The sequence below is a fragment of the Halomonas sp. BN3-1 genome (assembly GCF_003056325.1).
GTDB classification, from domain to species: Bacteria; Pseudomonadota; Gammaproteobacteria; order Pseudomonadales; family Halomonadaceae; genus Halomonas; species Halomonas litopenaei.
Window position 1 is genome coordinate 152,840 of sequence record NZ_PYVV01000006.1, and the last position, 15,102, is coordinate 167,941.

Here is a 15,102-nt window from a genome sequence, read left to right on the forward strand (position 1 = left end):
GACCGCCTAGCCAGGCCCCCCTCGGGGGGCCTTTGAGGAGACCTCCATGAGTCATTTTCTCGATCGCCTGAGATACCTGACCAAACGTCCTCCGGAATTCGCCAACGGACACGGCGAAACCCGGGAAGAGACACGTGACTGGGAAGACGGCTATCGCGCCCGCTGGCAGCACGACAAGATCGTGCGCTCCACCCACGGGGTGAACTGCACCGGCTCGTGCAGCTGGAAGATCTACGTCAAGAATGGCCTGGTCACCTGGGAAACCCAGCAGACCGACTATCCGCGTACCCGCGCCGATCTGCCCAACCACGAGCCCCGCGGTTGCCCACGTGGCGCCAGCTACTCCTGGTACCTGTACAGTGCCAACCGCCTCAAGTACCCGCTGATTCGCCAGGAGCTGGTCAGCCTGTGGCGACGCGCGCTGGACAAGCACGCCGACCCGGTGGATGCCTGGGCCTCCATCGTCGAGGACCCGGTCCTGGCCAATCAGTACAAGCGTGCCCGCGGCATGGGCGGCTTCGTCCGCGCCGACTGGGACGAGGCGCAGACCCTGATCGCGGCGGCCAACGTCTACACCGCCAAGACCTACGGTCCCGACCGCATCATCGGCTTCTCGCCGATCCCTGCCATGTCGATGGTCTCCTACGCCGCCGGCGCCCGCTACCTGTCACTGATCGGCGGCGTCTGCCTGTCGTTCTATGACTGGTACTGCGACCTGCCGCCGGCCTCCCCCCAGACCTGGGGCGAGCAGACCGACGTGCCGGAATCCGCCGACTGGTACAACTCCGGCTACATCATCGCCTGGGGTTCCAACGTGCCGCAGACACGTACCCCGGACGCCCACTTCTTCACCGAGGTGCGCTACAAGGGCACCAAGACGGTGTCGATCACCCCGGACTACGCCGAGGTCTCGAAGCTCACCGACGAATGGCTGTCCGCCAAGCAGGGCACCGACGCCGCCCTGGCCATGGCCATGGGCCACGTCATCCTCAAGGAATTCCACCTCGCCTCGCCCAGCGTCTACTTCACCGACTACGTCAAGCGCTACACCGACATGCCCTTCCTGGTGGCCCTCGAGCCCCGCGAGGACGGCACCTACGCCCCGGGCAAGCAGCTGCGTGCGGCCGACTTCGACGCCTCGCTCGGCCAGGACAACAACCCCGAGTGGAAGACCGTCGCCTGGGACGAGACGCGTGACCAGCTGGTGGTGCCGCGCGGTTCCATCGGCTTCCGCTGGGGCGAGAACGACGACGACGAAAAGGGCAAGTGGAGCCTTGAGTCACTGGACGCCGACGGCCAGGAGATCGACCTGCGACTGTCGCTGGCCGACGCCCACGACAGCGTCGCCAAGGTGGCCTTCCCCTATTTCGGTGGCATCGCCCACGAGCACTTCGACCACGTCGAAGGCAACGAGGTGCTGCACCACTGCCTGCCGGCCAAGAAGCTGACCCTGGCCGATGGCAAGGAAGTGCTGGCGGTCACCGTGTTCGACCTGATGTGCGCCAACTACGGTATCGACCGTGGCCTCGGCGGCGAGGGCGAGGACGACGGCGCCACCGCACTGGACCAGCTGCGCCCCTACACCCCGGCGTGGCAGGAAAAGATCACCGGCGTACCCGCCAACCAGTGCATCCGCATCGCCCGCGAGTTCGCCCACAACGCCGACAAGACCCAGGGTCGGTCCATGATCATCGTCGGTGCCGGGATGAACCACTGGTACCACATGGACATGAACTACCGTGGCCTGATCAACATGCTGGTGCTGTGCGGCTGTATCGGTCAGTCCGGCGGCGGCTGGTCCCACTATGTAGGCCAGGAAAAGCTGCGTCCTCAGACCGGCTGGACCCCGCTGGCCTTCGGCCTGGACTGGCAGCGTCCGCCGCGCCACATGAACGGCACCTCGTTCTTCTACAACCACTCGAGCCAGTGGCGCTACGAGAAGCTCGAGGTCAAGGAACTGCTGTCGCCGCTGGCCAAGGCCGACAAGTACGACGGCAGCCTGATCGACTTCAACGTGCGCGCCGAGCGCATGGGCTGGCTGCCGTCGGCGCCGCAGCTCGGGGTCAACCCGCTGCGCCTGGCAGGCCCCGCCAGTGAGGCCGGCATGTCGACCGCCGACTACGTGGTCAGCCAGCTCAAGCAGGGCCGTCTTGGCTTCGCCGCCGAGGACCCGGACAACCCCCAGAACTTCCCGCGCAACATGTTCGTGTGGCGCTCCAACCTGCTGGGCTCCTCGGGCAAGGGTCACGAGTACATGCTCAAGTACCTGCTGGGCACCCGCCACGGGCTGCAGGGCAAGGACCTGGGCGAATCCGGTGGCGCCATGCCCCGGGAAGTCACCTGGCACGACGAGGCCCCCGAAGGCAAGGTGGACCTGTTCACCACCCTGGACTTCCGCATGTCGACCACCTGCCTGTACTCAGACGTGGTGCTGCCCACCGCGACCTGGTACGAGAAGGACGACCTCAACACCTCGGACATGCACCCCTTCATCCACCCGCTGACCGCCGCCACCGATCCGGCCTGGGAAGCGCGCAGCGACTGGGACATCTACAAGGGCATCGCCAAGAGATTCTCCCAAGTCTGCCCCGGCCACCTGGGCGAGGAAACCGACCTGGTCACCTTGCCGCTGCAGCATGACAGCCCCGGCGAGCTGGCCCAGCCCGAAGTGCTCGACTGGAAGCGCGGTGAGTGCGAGCCGATCCCCGGCAAGACCATGCCGAGCCTGATCGAGGTCAAGCGCAACTACCCCGAGACCTACGAGCGCTTCACCTCGGTGGGACCGCTGCTCGAGAGCATCGGCAACGGTGGCAAGGGCATCGGCTGGAACACCGACAAGGAAGTCGAGCTGTTGCGTGGCCTCAACCACGTCAAGCTCGAGGGTCCGGCCAAGGGTCAGCCAAGACTCGAAAGCGCCATCGACGCCGCCGAGATGATCCTGGCGCTGGCCCCGGAGACCAACGGTCAGGTGGCGGTGAAGGCCTGGGACGCGCTGTCGAAGATCACCGGACGCGACCACACCCACCTGGCGATTCCCAAGGAAGAGGAGAAGATCCGCTTCCGCGACGTGGTGGCCCAGCCGCGCAAGATCATCTCCAGCCCGACCTGGTCAGGCCTGGAGGACGAGCACGTGTCCTACAACGCCGGCTACACCAACGTCCACGAGCTGATTCCCTGGCGTACCGTCAGCGGCCGCCAGCAGTTCTACCAGGATCACGCCTGGATGCGTGACTTCGGCGAGAGCCTGCTGGTCTACCGTCCGCCCATCGACACCAAGGCAACCAAGGCCATGGCGATGCCGCGGCCCAACGGTAACCCGGAGATCGCGCTGAACTGGATCACCCCGCACCAGAAGTGGGGCATCCACTCCACCTACTCCGACAACCTGTTGATGCTGACCCTGTCGCGTGGCGGCCCCATCGTCTGGCTGTCCGAGGAGGACGCGGTCGCCATCGGTGTCGAGGACAACGACTGGATCGAGCTGTACAACGCCAACGGCGCCATCGCCGCCCGCGCGGTGGTCAGTCAGCGGGTCAAGACCGGCATGGCGATGATGTACCACGCCCAGGAGCGCATCGTGAACGTGCCCGGCTCCGAGGTCACCGGTACCCGCGGCGGTATCCACAACTCGGTCACCCGCGTCTGCCCCAAGCCGACCCACATGATCGGCGGCTACGGACAGCTCTCCTACGGCTTCAACTACTACGGCACCGTCGGCTCCAACCGCGATGAGTTCGTCATGGTGCGCAAGATGAAGCACGTCAACTGGTTGGACGGCGAAGGACAGGACAGCGCCCAGGAGGCAGTGAAATGAAGATCCGTTCCCAAGTGGGCATGGTGCTCAACCTCGACAAGTGCATCGGCTGTCACACCTGTTCGGTGACCTGCAAGAACGTCTGGACCAGTCGTGAAGGCGTCGAGTACGCCTGGTTCAACAACGTCGAGACCAAGCCGGGCATCGGCTATCCCAAGGAGTGGGAGAACCAGGCGCGCTGGAAAGGCGGCTGGCTGAGGCGCGAGGATGGCACCATCGAGCCGCGCATCGGCGGCAAGTGGCGGGTGCTGGCGAACATCTTCGCCAACCCCGACCTGCCGGAGATCGACGACTACTACGAGCCGTTCACCTTCGACTACCAGCACCTGCACCAGGCCAAGAAGGGCCGCCACCAGCCGGTGGCGCGCCCCCGTTCGCTGATCTCCGGTCAGCGCATGGAGAAGATCGAGTGGGGCCCGAACTGGGAAGAGATTCTCGGCACCGAGTTCGCCAAGCGCCGCAAGGACGCCAACTTCGACAAGATCCAGGCGGACATCTACGGCCAGTTCGAAAACACCTTCATGATGTACCTGCCGCGCCTGTGCGAGCACTGCCTCAACCCGGCCTGTGTGGCCAGCTGCCCGAGCGGTGCGATCTACAAGCGTGAAGAGGATGGCATCGTCCTGATCGACCAGGACAAGTGCCGCGGCTGGCGGATGTGCGTGTCCGGCTGTCCGTACAAGAAGATCTACTACAACTGGAAGTCCGGCAAGTCCGAGAAGTGCATCTTCTGCTACCCGCGTATCGAGTCGGGCCAGCCGACGGTGTGCTCCGAGACCTGCGTCGGTCGCATCCGCTACCTTGGCGTGCTGCTCTACGACGCCGATCGCATCGAAGAGGTCGCCGCCTCCCAGGACGAGCGCGACCTGTACAAGCGCCAGTGCGAGATCTTCCTCGACCCCAATGATCCCGAGGTCATCGCCCAGGCCAAGCGTGACGGCATCGATGACAACGTGATCAAGGCGGCCCAGGAGTCCCCGGTCTACAAGATGGCCATGGACTGGCAGCTGGCGCTGCCGCTGCACCCGGAGTACCGCACCCTGCCGATGGTCTGGTACGTGCCGCCGCTGTCGCCGATCCAGTCGGCGGTGGACGGTGGCCACGTGGAAACCGACGGCGTGCTGCCCAAGGTCGAATCACTGCGTATCCCGGTGAAGTACCTGGCCAACATGCTCACCGCCGGTGACGAGGCGCCGGTGGTTCGCGCGCTCAAGCGCATGATGGCGATGCGTGAGTACATGCGCGGCAAGCACGTGGACGGCGAGTTGCGCCACGACGTGCTCGACGAGGTCGAGCTGAGCGAGGCCCAGGTCGAGGAGATGTACCGCTACCTGGCCATCGCCAACTACGAGGACCGCTTCGTCATCCCGACCAGCCACCGCGAGCAGGCTCGCGAGGCCTTCCCGGAGCGTGGCGGCTGCGGCTTCACCTTCGGCAACGGCTGCCAGGGTGGCAGCGACAAGACCAGCCTGTTCGGTGGACGCAAGCAGACCACCACCCTGGTCAACGTCGAGCAGTACGACCCCAGCCATCCGGAGGTCGAGCATGACTAATCCACTCGCCCAGGGTCTGCGCGCCCTGGCCCGGCTGCTCGACTATCCCGACCGGGAACTGATCGAGGGGCTTGCCGAGGTCAAGGCGGCGATCGCCGCCATGCCACTGCCGGGGGGAGCCCCCCGGCAGGCACTGCTCGACTGGTGTGATCGCCTGGCGGATGCCCGCCTGCTGGACGTTCAGGCGGCCTACGTCGCCCAGTTCGATCGTGGCCGCGCCACCTCGCTTCTGCTGTTCGAGCACGTCCATGGCGAGTCCCGCGACCGTGGCCAGGCCATGGTCGACCTGCTCGGCGAGTACGAGGACGCCGGCTTTGCCCTCGACAGCCGCGAGCTGCCCGACCACCTGCCGCTGCTGCTGGAGTTCCTCTCCACTCGCGAGGGCGACGAGGTCGCCCGCTGGATCGGTGACGTCAGCCATATCCTGGCGCTCATCACCGCCCGCCTGGAGGCCAAGCAGTGCGACCAGGCGCTGGTGACCCTGACCCTGCTGTCGCTGATCGGCGCCGAGGATCAGGTGGACCTCCACCGCGAGGCGGTCAAGGAAGAACCGGACGACAACACCCCTGCCGCCCTCGACGCCGTGTGGGAGGAGGAGGCCGTGCGTTTCTCGGCCGAATCCGACCAGGACTGCGCGCTGACCTCCGCCGAGGGCAAGCGCCTCGCCGAACGCCGGGGCAGTATCCAGCCCGACACCGTTCGCCTCCCCGATGCCATGCCCTCTCGACCCACTGGAGGTCTGTCATGAACTACCTGCACACCCTGCTGTTCGGCCTCTATCCCTACCTGGCGGGCAGCGTCTTCCTGATCGGTAGCCTGTTGCGCTTCGACCACGGCCAATACACCTGGAAGACCGGCTCGAGCCAGATGCTGTCGTCCAGGCGCATGCGCCTGGCCAGTCCGCTGTTCCACGTCGGCATCCTGGTGATCTTCTTCGGTCACCTGGTCGGCCTGCTGACACCGCATTGGGTCTACGCCCCCTTCATCAGCGCCGGCACCAAGCAGGTGTTCGCCATCCTGGTCGGTGGCGTTGCCGGTATCGCCTGTCTGATCGGTGGCGCCATGCTGCTGCATCGCCGCTTCACCGACCCACGGGTCAAGGCGTCCTCCAGCTTCATGGACAACCTGATCATCGTGCTGCTGGTGGTTCAGGTCACCCTGGGCCTGCTGACCATTCCCGCCGCCCTGCATCACCTGGACGGCGGCGTGATGATCAAGCTTGCCGAATGGGCCCAGGCCATCGTCTTCTTCCAGGGCGGCGCCGCCACCCACCTCGAAGGCATTGGCTTTATCTACCACCTGCACATTCTGGTCGGTCTGACCATCGTGCTGGTGTTCCCGTTCACTCGTCTGGTTCACGCCTGGAGCGCTCCCCTGGGTTACTTGGGCCGTCGCTACCAGATCGTCCGGCGCCGTGCCTGAGGAGGCATGTCATGCAAACCATCCCCGTGGAAACCCTGCCGCACACAACGGTTCCCAGCATTCGTGTTGGTGACAGCGTGATCGGCGAGGAAGCCATCGCCGGGGAGATGCAGTTCCATCCGTCAACGGATCGCGAGGCCGCCGCCAAGGCGGCGGCCCGCGCCCTGGTCATCCAGGAACTCTTGCGCCAGCGCGCCGAGATCCTGGGCATCGAGACGGGCTCGTTGCACGAGCCCGACGAACGTGCGATCGCCGTGATGCTGGATCAGGAACTGCAAGTCCCCCCGCCCGATGAAGAGGCCTGCGTGCGCTTTCACGCGGCTCACCCCGAACGCTTCTGCGAGCCCACTCGTCTCAAGGTCCGGCATATCCTGCTGGCGGCGGCCCCCGACGACCTGGACGCCCGCGACGAGCAGTTCAAGAAGGCCGAAGGGCTGATCGACACCCTCAAGCAGCATCCCGAACGCTTCGACGAGATGGCTCAGCGGTTTTCGCAGTGCCCATCGAAGGACGAAGGCGGGAGCCTTGGCTGGGTCAGCCGCGGCCAGACCGTCAGCGAGCTCGACCGCGCGCTGGAACCCCTGCCCGAAGGCCTGCACGAGCGTCCGCTGCCGTCACGCTACGGTTGGCACGTGGTCGTCATCGACGCCCGTCTGGAGCGCCAGCCACTGCCCTACGCCGAGGTCAAGGACAGGGTCGCCCACGAGCTGACCGAACAGGCCACACGCGTCGCCCTGCGCCACTACCTGCTGGCGCTGGAAAGCGAGATCGGCGTCGAGGGTTTCACCCTGGCCGACGATGACGTCGACGGTCCCCTGATGCGCTGACGAGGGCGCTGAAAGGTCGCCATCAAGGGCGTTGAAAGAGCACAGACAGAGCGCCGACCAGGCGCCACTAGCGAATGACGCGTGCCGACTCCCCCTTCCCTCCCACCTGACACCCCCGCCAGACCTCAGGGTCCGGCGGGCTCCCTTCACGTTCTCTCCACCGGAGTCCTTGCATGTCTCATACGTCCACGTGCGCTGTGTTCACCCCGCTGGATATCGCCATCCTCACCGTGTCCGATACCCGAGGCCTGGACGAGGACGGCAGCGGCAACCTGCTGGCGGACCGGTTAGCCGGCGCCGGACACCGCCTGACCGAGCGCGCCCTGGTCCCCGACGACATCTATCGCATTCGCGCCCAGGTCAGCGCCTGGGTGATCCGTTCCGACATCCAGGTAGTGCTGGTCAACGGCGGCACTGGCTTCACCGCCCGTGACAACACCCCGGAGGCACTGACGGTACTGTTCGACAAGGTCGTCGAAGGCTACGGCGAGCTGTTTCGTCTGCGTTCCTTCGAGGCCATCGGCACCTCCACCATCCAGTCCCGCGCTGTGGCCGGGGTGATCGATCGCACCCTGGTGTTCTCCATGCCCGGCTCGCCCAAGGCCTGCGCCATGGCCTGGGACGACATTCTTGCAGCCCAGCTCGACGCCCGCACCCGGCCCTGCAACTTCGTCGCCATGGTGGTGAAGGACAGCCAGCGCTGCACCAGCCGCAGCGCGGATCACCACGTCGCTTCCGTCACCGGGACGACGGCTCGACACGAAGCCCTGGAGGTCACCCCATGAGCGAGACCTGCGGCTGTGACACACCGACCAGGGGCCACACCCTGATCGATCCCTGGCAGGCCCGCGAGCAGGTCATCGCCTTGACCCGCCCGCTGGAGGACACCGAGACGCTGAGAACGACCCACGCCCGTGGCCGCATCCTGGCCGCGCCGCTCAAGGCGCTGCACGACGTTCCCGGCATCGACAACAGCGCCATGGACGGCTACGCCCTGCGTCTGGCCGACCTCAAGCACCGGCTTGCCCTGCCGGTGGTGGCCCGGGTGCCCGCCGGCGCCGCCCCGATCACCCTGCCCTTCGACGGCTGTGCGCGCATCTTCACCGGCGCACCGATTCCCCGCGGTGCCGACGTGGTGGTGCCCCAGGAACAGGTACGGATCGACGACGCCGGCCAGATCCACTTTCCCACTGACTTGCACCTGGGAGACCATATCCGGCGACGCGGCGAAGAGCTCACCCAGGGAGCGGCTCTGCTCGAGCCAGGTGAGCCCCTCGATGCCATCCGCCTGGCGCTGCTGGCGGCCCAGGGCATCACCGAGGTGCCCTGCCGGCGTCGGGTGCGCGTCGCCGTCATCAGTACCGGCTCGGAGCTGGTCACGCCCGGCAAACCGCTAGCCCCGGGCCAGATCTACAACTCGAACGCCGGCATGCTGCACGCCCTGCTGCAGGATCACAACGCCGAGCTTGTCGACCTTGGCAACATCAGCGACAGCGCCACGGCACTCGAAGAAGCGCTGACCTTCGCCGCCCGCCAGGCCGATCTGATCGTCTGTACCGGCGGCGTCTCGGTGGGTGAGGAAGACCACGTCAGGCCCTGTCTCGAGCGCCTTGGCGGCATCTGCCTCAGCGGCGTGGCGATGAAGCCCGGCAAGCCCTTCACCCTGGGCTACATCGGCCAGTCCCCGTCCACCGGCACCCCGTTGCTGGGACTTCCCGGCAACCCCACCGCTGCCCTGGTCGCCTGGCACCTGCTGGGCCTGGCGGTACTGCATCGCCGACAGGGTCGAACCATCGCCCCGCTGGCGAGCTTTGCAGTGCATGCAGGCTTCACCTACCGCGCCAACCGCACCCGCACCCAGTGGCTGCGCGTCCGCCTGGATCACAGCGACATTGCCCCGGTGGCCAGGATCGCCGGCGACCAGGGCTCCAATATGCTCAAGAGTGCGGCACAAGCCGACGGCTACCTCCAGGTCCCCCCTGGCCAGCAGGTGGTGCCCGGCCAGCGCTATCCCTACCTGCCGCTAAGCCAGTTCGCCCGCTAGTGCGACGACCTGAACACCGACAGCACACCCCAGAATGTTCCGACAAGGAGAGCCCACCATGGCCACCCCCTCACCCCTTCCCCTGGTCTACGCCTGCTCCGGCTGCTCCGATGTGGCCCAGCTCGCCAACAGCGTTGCTGTTGCGCTCGACCATCGCGGCATCGCCGAGATGTCCTGCATCTCGGGCGTTGGTGGCGGCGTGCCCGGGCTGGTGCGCAAGGCACAATCCGGGCGACCGATCGTGGCACTCGACGGCTGCCAGATGCACTGCACCGCCCACTGCCTGGACAAGGCCGGCGTCAGCGCCACCCACCATATGCGACTGTACGAGCAGGGCTTCAAGAAGCGACGCGGCCGCCACTACGATGACGATTGCGTGGAAGCTGTCATCAAACAGCTGATTCCCGTCGTCGATGCGCTCTCTGGTGGTGAGGCGAGCCACGAGCAGCGGGACACCCCTGTCAGACTCACCGCTCGCCACTGAGCAAGGGCGACGCGATAACGCCAGCCCCGTCGGGTGAAAGTGGCGTGGCACGTGAGAGCACTACGCAAGAACGACAAGGCCCCGCCGGGCTGCAGTGCAGCAGCTGCCCGGCGGGGCCTTGTTATTGGCCATGTCATATTAGCGGTGCGTCATGACAGCGACGTCGCTGCTCAGCTCATACCCGCTGTCTCGTCGAGTCCATACTCCCGCTCCACCAGTGCCACCCTGACGCGGTAGCTTGCATACCAGCGCTCGCGGCCCCTGGCCTGGGCCTCGCGATGATCCAGGTTGGCCTTCCAGGCGCGAATGGATGCCAGATCAGACCAGTAGGACACCGTGATGCCGGCGGCATATTCACCCGGCGAGCGCGCCGACTCCACCCCCAGAAACCCCGGCTGCTGTGCCGCCAGTTCGACCATGCGCTCGGCCATCTCGCCGTAGCCGTCATCCCCCGGCGTTCTCGTGGAGGTGAAGATCACCGCGTAGTACGGCGGTATCGGTGTGGTGGCGATGGCACTCAACGGTTTTCCTCAGTGACGATGGACTGGACACTCCGAGGCCGTCACGGAAATCGCAATCCGCCACGGCGAACTTGGCAATGTAGCATGAGACGACGTCAACGGCCTTCCCGGTGCATATGCCAGGCTGACACCAAAGACCTGCGCCAGAGACCCGCAGTGACAAGAGCGGATCAGAAACCACCGCTACCCGAGCCAATCGCTCCCTCATTGATATGTTCAGTAAACGGATCATCGAACCCCGAGCCTACCGCGCCTTCATTGATACCCGGGGTAAAAGGATCGTCGTGCCCTGATCCGACTGCGCCTTCGTTGATATCGTCGGTGAACGGATCATCGATGCCCGCGCCGATCACGCCTTCGTTGACGTCTTCCGTGAACGCATCATCGAAACCGGTTCCTACCGCCGCTTCGTTGATGCCTTGCGAAAAAGGATCATCAAAGCCGGAACCCACCGCCGCTTCGTTGATGCCCCTGGTCCAGGGATCATCATGGGCCACGGCGCCTCCCGGCAACAGCGCCAGCATCAGGAAAAGTCCACAGACGCCATACCTCATGACATACCCCATGTCGGCAAAATTTCAGGATACAAGGTCCCATCCGATGCCATGCTGACCCGCATCCTGAAACAAGGGCCGTCAATTGACGGCCCTTGTTCCTGGCGACGAGGCACCTATTCAAGATTCATGGAGAAAGGCGCCACCAGGTCCTCCACGCGATAGGCATGACCGCCCTTCATCACCATTTCCACCTTGATGAGGTCACGGATGTCCTCGTCCGGCTTCCCCCGGACAAAGGCGATATCCGCCATCTTGCCGACTTCCAGCGTGCCCAGTTGCTCATGCAGGCCAAGCTCCATGGCGGGAACTGCTGTGGCAGACCTCAGCGCCTGGAACGGCGTCAAGGGGCCGCTTTCCAGCCAACGCAGATTGCTGTGGAGTCCGAAACCGACAAAGTCCAGAGGGGAGTCGCTGCCGGCGATCAGCCGCCCTCCCGCTTCGACGATCCGAGCAAACGTTTCGGGGTTATCCGCGTACTGTGCCAGGAAGTGGGAGTTGTCGGGGGAGCTGTCGCTGTCGAAGGCCTCCTGAAGGGCATCTCGCTCGGCGCGAGGAACCAACGCCTTGACCCTGACATCGTCACGAATGTCGTTGTCGCCAAACAGCGATGGCTCCACCGCGAAGAAGGTCGACACCACCGACATGTTTGCCCGGGAAAAAAGATCGATCACATCCTGATAGGTCCTGCCCGTCAGCGAGCCGATGCGCGAGTAATCCAGCCGCTCGGTGGCGCCCAGATGGGTCGTGCCGCTCTGGTCCAGATAGACGCCCGGGGCGAGAAAATGCGAATAGGTCGGCACCCCTCGCTGACCCGCTTCATCGGATACCGCTTTCATGAAGGCCGGGTTCATCCGCACATAGGTCTTCATCACATCGAAGTCCAGGGCCTCGGCGCGCTCCAGCTCTGCCGCTAGCTGGCCTTCGTCGGCTACCGGGCGCATGGCATTGTAGTAGATGCGCGAACCATCGAGCGGGCCACCCGTGTAGAAGAAGCGCGGACCGACACGCTTCCCTGACGCGATAGCCTCGTGGTCGCCCACCGCTCGGTAGGCAAGATCCCCCACCGAGACCGTGCTGGTGATCCCCATGGACAACAAAAGGCGGCCCTGCCGGGCGCCATAGCCGAAGGTGTGATTGCCCCAGGTCTGGTGGGTGTGGCCTTCGATCAGCCCCGGTACCGCGGTCAGCTCACTGGCGTCGATGACATTGCCCTGTGGCCTGCTGTCGTCGTGCGAACCGATGGCGGCAATTCGACCGTTCACCACCGTGATATCGACATCGGTGAGCACCTCGTCACTTGCGCCGTTCCACAAGCGGCCAACGTGCACAACCGTGCTCTCAGGCAGCTCCTGTAGCGACCACTCGAGCCTCACGTCGATGTTCTGGACCTCGCCATCGTCGAGGCTCACCATCTTGAGTTGACCATCTTTCAGAAACAGCAAGCGGGATGCATCCCCGCTCCAGGAAGGAGAATCGGCGATGCCCTCTGCGACTCGCCTCGGCTCGCCTGTGGGGCGGCCTTCGGCGGAGACATCCATCACGTAGAGCGCACCATCCAGTACAAAACTCATCTTGCCGCCATCAGGCGACCAGACGGGGCCATTGTCGGAGCGAGTGGTGATCGAGGCATGCTCGGCAACCGGATAGAAGCGCTGCTCACCCGACGCGACATCGACCACCAGCACCTGATTGGTGCCCTCCCTGAAACGGCTGGTGTAGGGCACGACACCGGCAAGCGCGACGTGCTTGCCATCGGCCGACCAACTGGCGCGGCCAGGCTGAAACATGCCTTCGACGATAGCGCGACTTTCACCTGACGCGATATCGATCACCTTGGTATCGCCCGAGGCATTCTGATAGACCAGCCTCGAGCCATCCGGCGACCAGGCAGGATAAAGCTCTGTCGCATCGGTGTTCGTCAGGGCCCACGTCTTCCCGCTCGCCATCTCGCGAATCCAGATGTCCAGAGCGCCATGGCGATCACTGACGTAGGCCAGTCGCTCCCCATCAGGCGACCAAGCAGGGTCGGACTCGTAGTAGACATCGTTGGTCAAGCGTTGCGGAGCCTCGCCGAGCGTCATGAGCCACAGGTCATTGAGCGCGGCAAAGGCGACCTGATTGCCGTCGGGGTGCAACGCTGGCGTCACGATCCCCTTCACCTGGTGCCGCCCGAACCCGACAAGATCGTTCTCGCGGCTGAAGTTCGGTCTGTCGATCGATAGGCTGGCGGCAAAGGGAATCGGGACCAGCTCATCAGACTCGGCTTCCAGGCGCATCAGTTGGCCATCGGCCGCCAATACCGCACTGCCGTCGGCCTGCCAGTCCACGCGGAACGGGAACACGTCGTGTCCATCGAGGCGTACCTCGTCGCCCAGCATCAATTCGGTCTTGCCTGGTGTCGAACGAATCCAGGATATCGGCTCATTGTCCCCCGCCGACCAGGAAGGGGCGTAGGCAACCCCCTGAATATCGGAGACCAATGCCTGGATGTCTCCTGCGCGGCTTACCTCCTTGATACTCGTGCGATCGGCGACGTAGGCGATACGATTGCCGTCTGCTGCCCAGGTGGGGTACGCCTCTTCTTCAGGCGTATCGGTCCACTGGGTAAGGGCCCCCGTTTCCAGCGTCATCGTCCAGACGTCATAGCTACCGCCCCGGTCGGACACAAAGGCGATTTCACGGCCATCAGGCGAAAGCTCCGGCTCGCGCTCGTCCCAGGGCGCACCCGTGAGCGGTTTCAAACCTTCGCCATCGCTGTCCATCATCCAGATATCGAAGGTTCCCTGCTGGTAGGCCTGCATGACGATAAGGTCACCGGACGGCCCCCAGTGCGGCCTGGCCGGATCGAGACCAGGCTCTGTTAGCTTCACCGTCTCCCCCGACGCCATGTCCAGGCGCCAAAGCACACCTTGAATATCGAGGACGGCCTGGCTGCCGTCTGGAGAAACAGTGGCGGCAAGGTTCGTCACTTCCTGGAAGTCGATGTCGACGGGTTCCGCTACCGCCGTTCCTCCCACCATAAAAGGCACCAATGCAATACACCTTATTGGTCTTGAGAAAAACATGGCTTTCTCCTACGTCAAAGCGCAATAAAGAGGGCATGCTGACGTAAGAAAGATAGATTCCACGATTAAAGAGTCGTCATGTTTTTTAGTAGCAACGACTTTCGTCTTGCTCCGATCACCTACAATCTTGCGAAATATTTCAACATCAACAAAATGCAAAGTTCTCAGATAGACAATTCACAAAAAAGAGAGCCTAAATTTCTTTTCTCCTGTTCAAATAACGGAGGCCTCGATAAACCATCTTGGTTTCATTCGACCGAAGTCTTGTCGAATATTACGCTTCAATGATTTCTTCGAATCCAGTACGCGCTCTCCCCCTTCGTCTCGACGAAAGACGACCCAATGCCAGAACGGTCGCCCTCTCTCCCGTCGCCATTTAATCGCCAGCACAGCCAGGTCGGGAAGCCCCTCCCAGGACTCGAACGGCAACTCCCTGGCGCCCAGCTCGACCCCCAGATCGGTTGCCAGCCGCCTGACGTATGCGGTATCAGACCAGAGCGCCTGGTCCTGTGCGTGGATGCCCAACGCCTTGGCCCTGCTCCTGACCTCGGCGTAGCTTACGCCGGCCAGAACCGCGCACGTCGCGATACCGCAACCGGATATCTCTTCCTGAACAACCGCTTTCATTACTTGCCCTCCTCCATTGGCCGTTCAGCGCACGGCCACTAGGCGCTGTCCGAAAAGTCGACGAGCTAAACGCTCGTCAAGCCTCCCTCGACAGGCTGCCTCGCCAGCAGGCGGGGAATCCCGCAACCAGATGGCGTTACGCCGAGGCGCAGAACTCACCAATCAGTAAAGGGCCGGAACCCTGCACG

Annotated in this window: 12 protein-coding genes; 8 read left to right on the top strand and 4 right to left on the bottom strand. The window is 64.3% G+C overall.

Annotated features, from left to right (window positions below):
* Positions 1-46 precede the first annotated feature (46 nt).
* The 8 genes from C9F12_RS10400 to C9F12_RS10435 all read left to right on the top strand — a co-directional run bounded on the left by C9F12_RS10400 (position 47) and on the right by C9F12_RS10435 (position 10,144).
* The gene (locus tag C9F12_RS10400; RefSeq protein ID WP_108448821.1) at positions 47-3,814 is read left to right on the top strand and encodes a nitrate reductase subunit alpha; all 3,768 of its coding nucleotides are present in this window, start codon (positions 47-49) and stop codon (positions 3,812-3,814) included.
* Positions 3,811-5,367 (top strand): nitrate reductase subunit beta, encoded by a 1,557-nt coding sequence (narH, locus tag C9F12_RS10405; protein WP_108133051.1) that lies wholly within the window; start codon positions 3,811-3,813, stop codon positions 5,365-5,367. The genes C9F12_RS10400 and narH overlap by 4 nt, the downstream gene beginning before the upstream one ends.
* Positions 5,360-6,115, top strand: coding sequence for a nitrate reductase molybdenum cofactor assembly chaperone (gene narJ / locus C9F12_RS10410; protein WP_108448822.1), 756 nt, complete (start codon positions 5,360-5,362; stop codon positions 6,113-6,115). Before narH ends, narJ begins: the two co-directional genes overlap by 8 nt.
* Positions 6,112-6,789, top strand: a complete 678-nt coding sequence (narI, locus tag C9F12_RS10415; protein ID WP_108448823.1) for a respiratory nitrate reductase subunit gamma — start codon at positions 6,112-6,114, stop codon at positions 6,787-6,789. Before narJ ends, narI begins: the two co-directional genes overlap by 4 nt.
* Positions 6,790-6,800: 11 nt before the next feature.
* A complete protein-coding gene (locus C9F12_RS10420; RefSeq protein WP_108448824.1) occupies positions 6,801-7,616 on the top strand; it encodes a peptidylprolyl isomerase in 816 nt (271 codons plus the stop codon).
* Between the two features lie 173 nt (positions 7,617-7,789).
* The gene (gene moaB, locus C9F12_RS10425; RefSeq protein ID WP_108448825.1) at positions 7,790-8,401 is read left to right on the top strand and encodes a molybdenum cofactor biosynthesis protein B; all 612 of its coding nucleotides are present in this window, start codon (positions 7,790-7,792) and stop codon (positions 8,399-8,401) included.
* Positions 8,398-9,660 carry a gephyrin-like molybdotransferase Glp gene (glp, locus tag C9F12_RS10430; protein ID WP_108448826.1) on the top strand — a complete coding sequence of 421 codons (1,263 nt, stop codon included), beginning with the start codon at positions 8,398-8,400 and terminating at the stop codon, positions 9,658-9,660. Before moaB ends, glp begins: the two co-directional genes overlap by 4 nt.
* Before the next feature lie 58 nt (positions 9,661-9,718).
* Entirely contained in the window at positions 9,719-10,144 is a 426-nt protein-coding gene (locus C9F12_RS10435) for a putative zinc-binding protein (protein ID WP_108448827.1), read from the top strand.
* A gap of 170 nt (positions 10,145-10,314) precedes the next feature.
* Here the strand turns inward: C9F12_RS10435 and C9F12_RS10440 are convergent, their stop codons facing one another.
* The 4 genes from C9F12_RS10440 to C9F12_RS10455 all read right to left on the bottom strand — a co-directional run bounded on the left by C9F12_RS10440 (position 10,315) and on the right by C9F12_RS10455 (position 14,914).
* On the bottom strand, positions 10,315-10,665 hold the full coding sequence (locus C9F12_RS10440) for an antibiotic biosynthesis monooxygenase (RefSeq protein WP_108448828.1): 351 nt from the start codon (positions 10,663-10,665) through the stop codon (positions 10,315-10,317).
* Between the two features lie 170 nt (positions 10,666-10,835).
* Positions 10,836-11,189 carry a hypothetical protein gene (locus tag C9F12_RS10445; RefSeq protein ID WP_108448829.1) on the bottom strand — a complete coding sequence of 118 codons (354 nt, stop codon included), beginning with the start codon at positions 11,187-11,189 and terminating at the stop codon, positions 10,836-10,838.
* Positions 11,190-11,335: 146 nt separating this feature from the next.
* Complete coding sequence (locus tag C9F12_RS10450; RefSeq protein WP_240184231.1) at positions 11,336-14,242, bottom strand: amidohydrolase family protein; 2,907 nt, start codon at positions 14,240-14,242, stop codon at positions 11,336-11,338.
* Between the two features lie 258 nt (positions 14,243-14,500).
* Positions 14,501-14,914 carry a hypothetical protein gene (locus tag C9F12_RS10455; protein ID WP_108448831.1) on the bottom strand — a complete coding sequence of 138 codons (414 nt, stop codon included), beginning with the start codon at positions 14,912-14,914 and terminating at the stop codon, positions 14,501-14,503.
* Positions 14,915-15,102 lie beyond the last annotated feature (188 nt).

Coding starts and splice junctions, on each gene's coding strand:
- C9F12_RS10400 (WP_108448821.1), top strand. CDS start 47: ATGAGTCATTTTCTCGATCGCCTGAGATACCTGACCAAACGTCCTCCG.
- narH (WP_108133051.1), top strand. CDS start 3,811: ATGAAGATCCGTTCCCAAGTGGGCATGGTGCTCAACCTCGACAAGTGC.
- narJ (WP_108448822.1), top strand. CDS start 5,360: ATGACTAATCCACTCGCCCAGGGTCTGCGCGCCCTGGCCCGGCTGCTC.
- narI (WP_108448823.1), top strand. CDS start 6,112: ATGAACTACCTGCACACCCTGCTGTTCGGCCTCTATCCCTACCTGGCG.
- C9F12_RS10420 (WP_108448824.1), top strand. CDS start 6,801: ATGCAAACCATCCCCGTGGAAACCCTGCCGCACACAACGGTTCCCAGC.
- moaB (WP_108448825.1), top strand. CDS start 7,790: ATGTCTCATACGTCCACGTGCGCTGTGTTCACCCCGCTGGATATCGCC.
- glp (WP_108448826.1), top strand. CDS start 8,398: ATGAGCGAGACCTGCGGCTGTGACACACCGACCAGGGGCCACACCCTG.
- C9F12_RS10435 (WP_108448827.1), top strand. CDS start 9,719: ATGGCCACCCCCTCACCCCTTCCCCTGGTCTACGCCTGCTCCGGCTGC.
- C9F12_RS10445 (WP_108448829.1), bottom strand. CDS start 11,189: ATGCTGGCGCTGTTGCCGGGAGGCGCCGTGGCCCATGATGATCCCTGG.
- C9F12_RS10450 (WP_240184231.1), bottom strand. CDS start 14,242: ATGGTGGGAGGAACGGCGGTAGCGGAACCCGTCGACATCGACTTCCAG.
- C9F12_RS10455 (WP_108448831.1), bottom strand. CDS start 14,914: ATGAAAGCGGTTGTTCAGGAAGAGATATCCGGTTGCGGTATCGCGACG.